This window comes from Streptococcus sp. 477 (assembly GCF_013277295.1).
Taxonomy (GTDB): domain Bacteria; phylum Bacillota; class Bacilli; order Lactobacillales; family Streptococcaceae; genus Streptococcus; species Streptococcus pseudopneumoniae.
This window is the reverse complement of the sequence record NZ_VMMQ01000049.1, coordinates 1-4,756: the sequence shown is the minus strand read 5'-3', so window position 1 is coordinate 4,756 and position 4,756 is coordinate 1. Positions and strand designations below refer to the sequence as shown.

Genomic DNA, 4,756 nt, shown 5'->3' with positions numbered 1-4,756 from the left:
AGCTGTGATAGCTGTGATATTATAGTTACTTGAGGCTTAAGGGTGACCTCGTATCATCTCCTATCATTTACTCACTAGTAAGAATCACGGTGCTGTTTCTAGCTTCACTCTCTGAAAGAGTGGGAGTTGGGAAACTTATTTTTTATTATATCATTAGTCTTCTTAAGGAGGTAACATGGAAGATAAATCGAATTCACTCAGTAGGGTAAAGCGCCATCAACGCGAAAAAGTCTTGCGCTTCTCTATTCGTAAATATAGCTTTGGTGCAGCTTCTGTTGCGGTTGCGGCTCTTATGTTTATGGGGGCCAATGTCGTGAGTGCAGATAGCCCAAGCCAAAACACGTCGTCATCGACTACTGGTCTAGCTAGCCCGAAAGATGGGGAGCAGTCGTCTGAAGCAGGGCAGGCAAGGGATGAAAATCAAGCTGAAGTAGCCAGTGAGCCTTCAGCAAATAAAGAAGCTCAACCTGCTGAAGAGAAAGCTGCTACAGTTGATAGCAGCCGTTTGAGCAAGCTAGTGGAAGAGGTAAGTGCTCTGCTTTCTACCGACTCGAAGCACGATCCTTCAGTTGTAAGTCCTATTAAGGAGCGACTTCAAAAAGGGCAAGAATTATTAGCTCGTGCTGATGCAGGTCAAGGGGAGCTTGACAGTCTTGCTGAGAAGTTGGAAAAAGACTTGGCAGTCTTATCAAGTTCTTCTAAAGAAGAAAGTCAGCCGCAGGGAAGTGAATCAGCGGATAAAAATGCCTCTTCTGAAAGGAGCGACCATAAGGAGGAGGGGTCAGACAGGGCTGCTTCTGCATCTGGAGCAGAAGATAAACCTAAGAGATCTAGAAGATCTAAGAGGGCTCTGGAATCTATCCCGGGTACTGTTAACGAAGGTGCTTTGTCTGATGTCAGATACTTTGCTTCTGTTGACCCATCTACTAACGAAGGTAAAAATACAAGAAATAATGATGAAGATTTTACTAGGGATAAGACAGTAATCCGTGCAAGATATCAGGAAGACAATGAAGGTAAATGGATGGTCTACGATGTCTTCTTCAATAACGATGGAAATAGAATGACAAATCATTCGTATCAGCAACAGTATTATTTCCAAGCTCCTTTTAACATCATGGATTCTTCTAACACAGTAAAAGACTTGAGTTTCACACGATACCAGAAACAAGGTGGAAGAAGGCTTTCTGATGGGAATGCCGGATTTCAACAATATGGAAACACAGCCCGAATTGATAATCCGTGGGTACAACACTATAATATTTTTAACAATGATGGTAGAACTTTCTATGACCCGTCTTCTGGAGTAACTAGAGATTCTCAGAGATGGGCTGTATTTAAGAATAACAGATACGATTCTTTCCTAAATACTCTTACAAAAAATACAGAAGGTAAGTATCCAGGAGCATCGTACTATTTGGGAATCGTAGCTGCAAATGAAAGTGCTCCTTATGCTGTTCATATGCATGCGAAGATTAAACTTAAAAACTCTGTGACTGCTGATGAGGCAATGAGATACGGTCGTGTTTATGCAGCTACAACAACTTTCGGAACAACTACTCATCAGTCATATATTATGGGAGCAGGAGGTGCCAGACTGCAGACGACCACAGACGCAGAAACCTACCCTATCAAAGGTAGTTCACATACCAAAACGGTGGGAGATAGTCTTCCAAATACAGATAACCCTGTAGCTGATAAGTATGTCACTTCAAAAAGTGGTAAAAACTTCCCATCAGGAATGAATTGGAACTGGCAAGATGATCGTAAACCAAGTACAGATCAAGCTGGAGTCTTTACTTATAAAGTAATCGCTACCTACAAAGATGGTTCATCATCAGAAAATACCAACTCAGGTTCAGATGGAACAGTTACATTAAACGTTAAACCTAAAAAACCGACTATTACAACAAGTTTAGAGAACAAAAAAGGCTTAACAAATCAACAAATTACGGTTAATGTTGGAAGTGGAGTGCCAAAGGGTTCAACAGTTAAGCTTTACGATGGTGATAGAGTTATTGGAACTGGAACAACTAATGGAGAGACTGCAACCGTTACAGTTACAGAAGCTCTACCAGGAAACTCTATTACAGCTGAAACCATTGTTAACAATGGTGGAGAGGTGAAGTCAGAACGAAGTGACGCTGTAACACCGACAGAAGCACCAGACACACAAGCCCCAACCTTGACCATCACACCAGCAAGCCAAACGGTAACAGAAGGTGAATGGGTAACATTTACAGTTACAGCAACAGATGATAAGAAGGCTAAGCTGGATGTTAGTGATTTTATAACCCAACCAAAATATAGTAACAGGCTTACTACAGCGCAAGCATTTGTAGAATCACAAGGAAGTACAGATACTAAACAAATCAGAAAAATCACCCTTAAAGCCCTACCAGAAGATGTTGGTAAAACACATACATTTACCTTCAAGGCTACTGATGAAGCAGGTAATAAAGCAAATCCGGTAACATTTACTTTCACTGTCACAGCTGGGGATAAGACGGGGCCAACCATTACAGCAGCAGATGCTACAGTAACTAAAAACGAACCAATTACTCCAATCCCTGTAACAGCTGTAGATAATACAGGTGGTGTTGGCTTGCGTGATAATAATCCAATAGAGGTAAGCAATTTACCACAAGGATTAAAATATGAAAATGGCAAGATTACAGGGACTACGAATGCTGCGACAGGATTCTATACTGTAAAAATTAAAGCATATGATAAAAATAATAATTCTTCAGAAAAAACAATAAGAATCACTGTTGAAGAGCAAGCTAGCAAATATAATCCGACAGGAGAAACATTAACAGTTCCGTATAACCATAACATTACGGATGATGAAGTGAAGGCAAAAGTACAAAACTTTGCTCCAGGAACTTTAACGGTACAAAGTAAACCGTCAACAAATACATCAGGTAATGTAGGAAATGCGGTAGTGAAAGTAACATACCCAGATGGTTCACATGATACAGTAAATATTCCAGTAGTTGTAGGACGTCCAAATAAAGATGATTACACACCGAAGTACAATGATGGTAGTGGTAAACCAGGAGCATCAGTAGACATCCCATTAACAGAAGCGAACGGAAAAACCATTCCATCAGGCACAACATACACAAGCTTAACACCAGGAGTAGTCACAGTAGATGACAAAGGAAAAGTAACCGTAACAATTCCAAAAGATAAAAAACCAGGTGATGAAATAACAGGAAAAGTTCTAGTAAGATATCCAGATGGATCAGAAGAAGAAGTCCCAGTCAAAGTAACGGTAACAAATCAAGATAAAGATGATTACACACCGAAATACGAAGATGGAAATGGCAAACCAGGAACTGAAGTGAAAATTCCATTAACAGAAGAGAATGGTAAAAAAATTCCAACAGGAACAACCTTCGAAAGTGGAACACCAGGAATCACAGTAGATAAAGATGGTAAAGTCACTGTCACAATTCCAGCAGATAAGAACCCAGGAGACAAGATTACCGGCAAAGTAACGGTAACCTATCCAGATGGCTCGAAAGAAGAAGTTCCAGTAACGGTTACAGTAGGTGAACAAGATAAAGATATCTACACACCGAAATACGAAGATGGAAATGGCAAACCAGGAACTAAGGTGGAAATTCCATTAACAGAAGAGAATGGTAAGAAAATTCCAACAGGAACAACCTTCGAAAGTGACCAACCAGGAGTTATCACAGTAGATAAAGATGGAAAAGTTACTGTCACAATTCCAAAAGAAGCTAAACCAGGAGACAAGATTACCGGCAAAGTAACGGTAACCTATCCAGATGGCTCGAAAGAAGAAGTTCCAGTCAAAGTAACGGTAACAACACCAGCTAAGGTAACACCAGCAACACCAGAAACTGAAAAACCAGGTAAGATTGAAATTACTCAACAACCAAATGGAAATGCGATTGTAACACCTAAGAAACCAGATGGCTCAACATACCCACGAGGAACTAAGGTAGAAATTCCAGGTGAAAATGGAACAACAATCACAGTCACAATTGGCGACAATGGTTCAGGTGAAGTGCCAAATGATAACCTTCCTAAGACAAAAGTTCCAGGTACAGGTAAAGTAACCGAACCGAACAAGAAACCATCACAACCAGTGGATGTAACAACACCAGCTCGTAAGACACCAACAGTAGAGTTGTCACAAGATCCTACTACAGGTGACGTTACAGTAACACCTAAGAAACCAGATGGCTCAACTTATCCAGAAGGAACAATCGTAGAACTTCCAGGTAAGGATGGTCGTCCAATTAAAGTGACGATTGGAGCAGATGGTTCAGCTAAGGTTCCAAATGATCAATTACCAGATACTACGGTTGTAGGTAATGCTAAGATTACAGAACCAGGTAAAGCAGCTGTGGAAGTTCCTAATGTAACAACACCAGCTAAGGTAACAGTCTCTACGGAACAGCCAAGTAAATCACATAATGTATTGCCAAATACAGGAACAGAATCAAATGCGACTCTTGCTTCTCTAGGACTTCTTGGTATGCTAAGTGGACTCGGATTTGCGTTTAGAAAGAAAAAAGAAGACTAAAATAAAAGTTTAGTCAAGCTGATATACATTCTTCTGTATTTTAAAAATGAGCCCTATTAATTCTGCTGATTATTTTAGGAATCGAGTACATTAGATAAAAAGCGAACAATTTTAGAATTGTTCGCTTTTTAAATGGCTCTTTGTCAACTGTAGTGTAACGTAAGTAACGTAGTAACGTAACCGCCCAATAACGAA

General features: G+C 40.2%; 1 protein-coding gene. It reads left to right on the top strand.

Annotated elements, in window-relative coordinates; genetic code table 11:
* Positions 1-175 precede the first annotated feature (175 nt).
* Positions 176-4,561 carry a YPDG domain-containing protein gene (locus HT691_RS06550; RefSeq protein WP_172925306.1) on the top strand — a complete coding sequence of 1,462 codons (4,386 nt, stop codon included), beginning with the start codon at positions 176-178 and terminating at the stop codon, positions 4,559-4,561.
* The last annotated feature ends 195 nt before the right edge of the window (positions 4,562-4,756 follow it).

Coding starts and splice junctions, on each gene's coding strand:
- HT691_RS06550 (WP_172925306.1), top strand. CDS start 176: ATGGAAGATAAATCGAATTCACTCAGTAGGGTAAAGCGCCATCAACGC.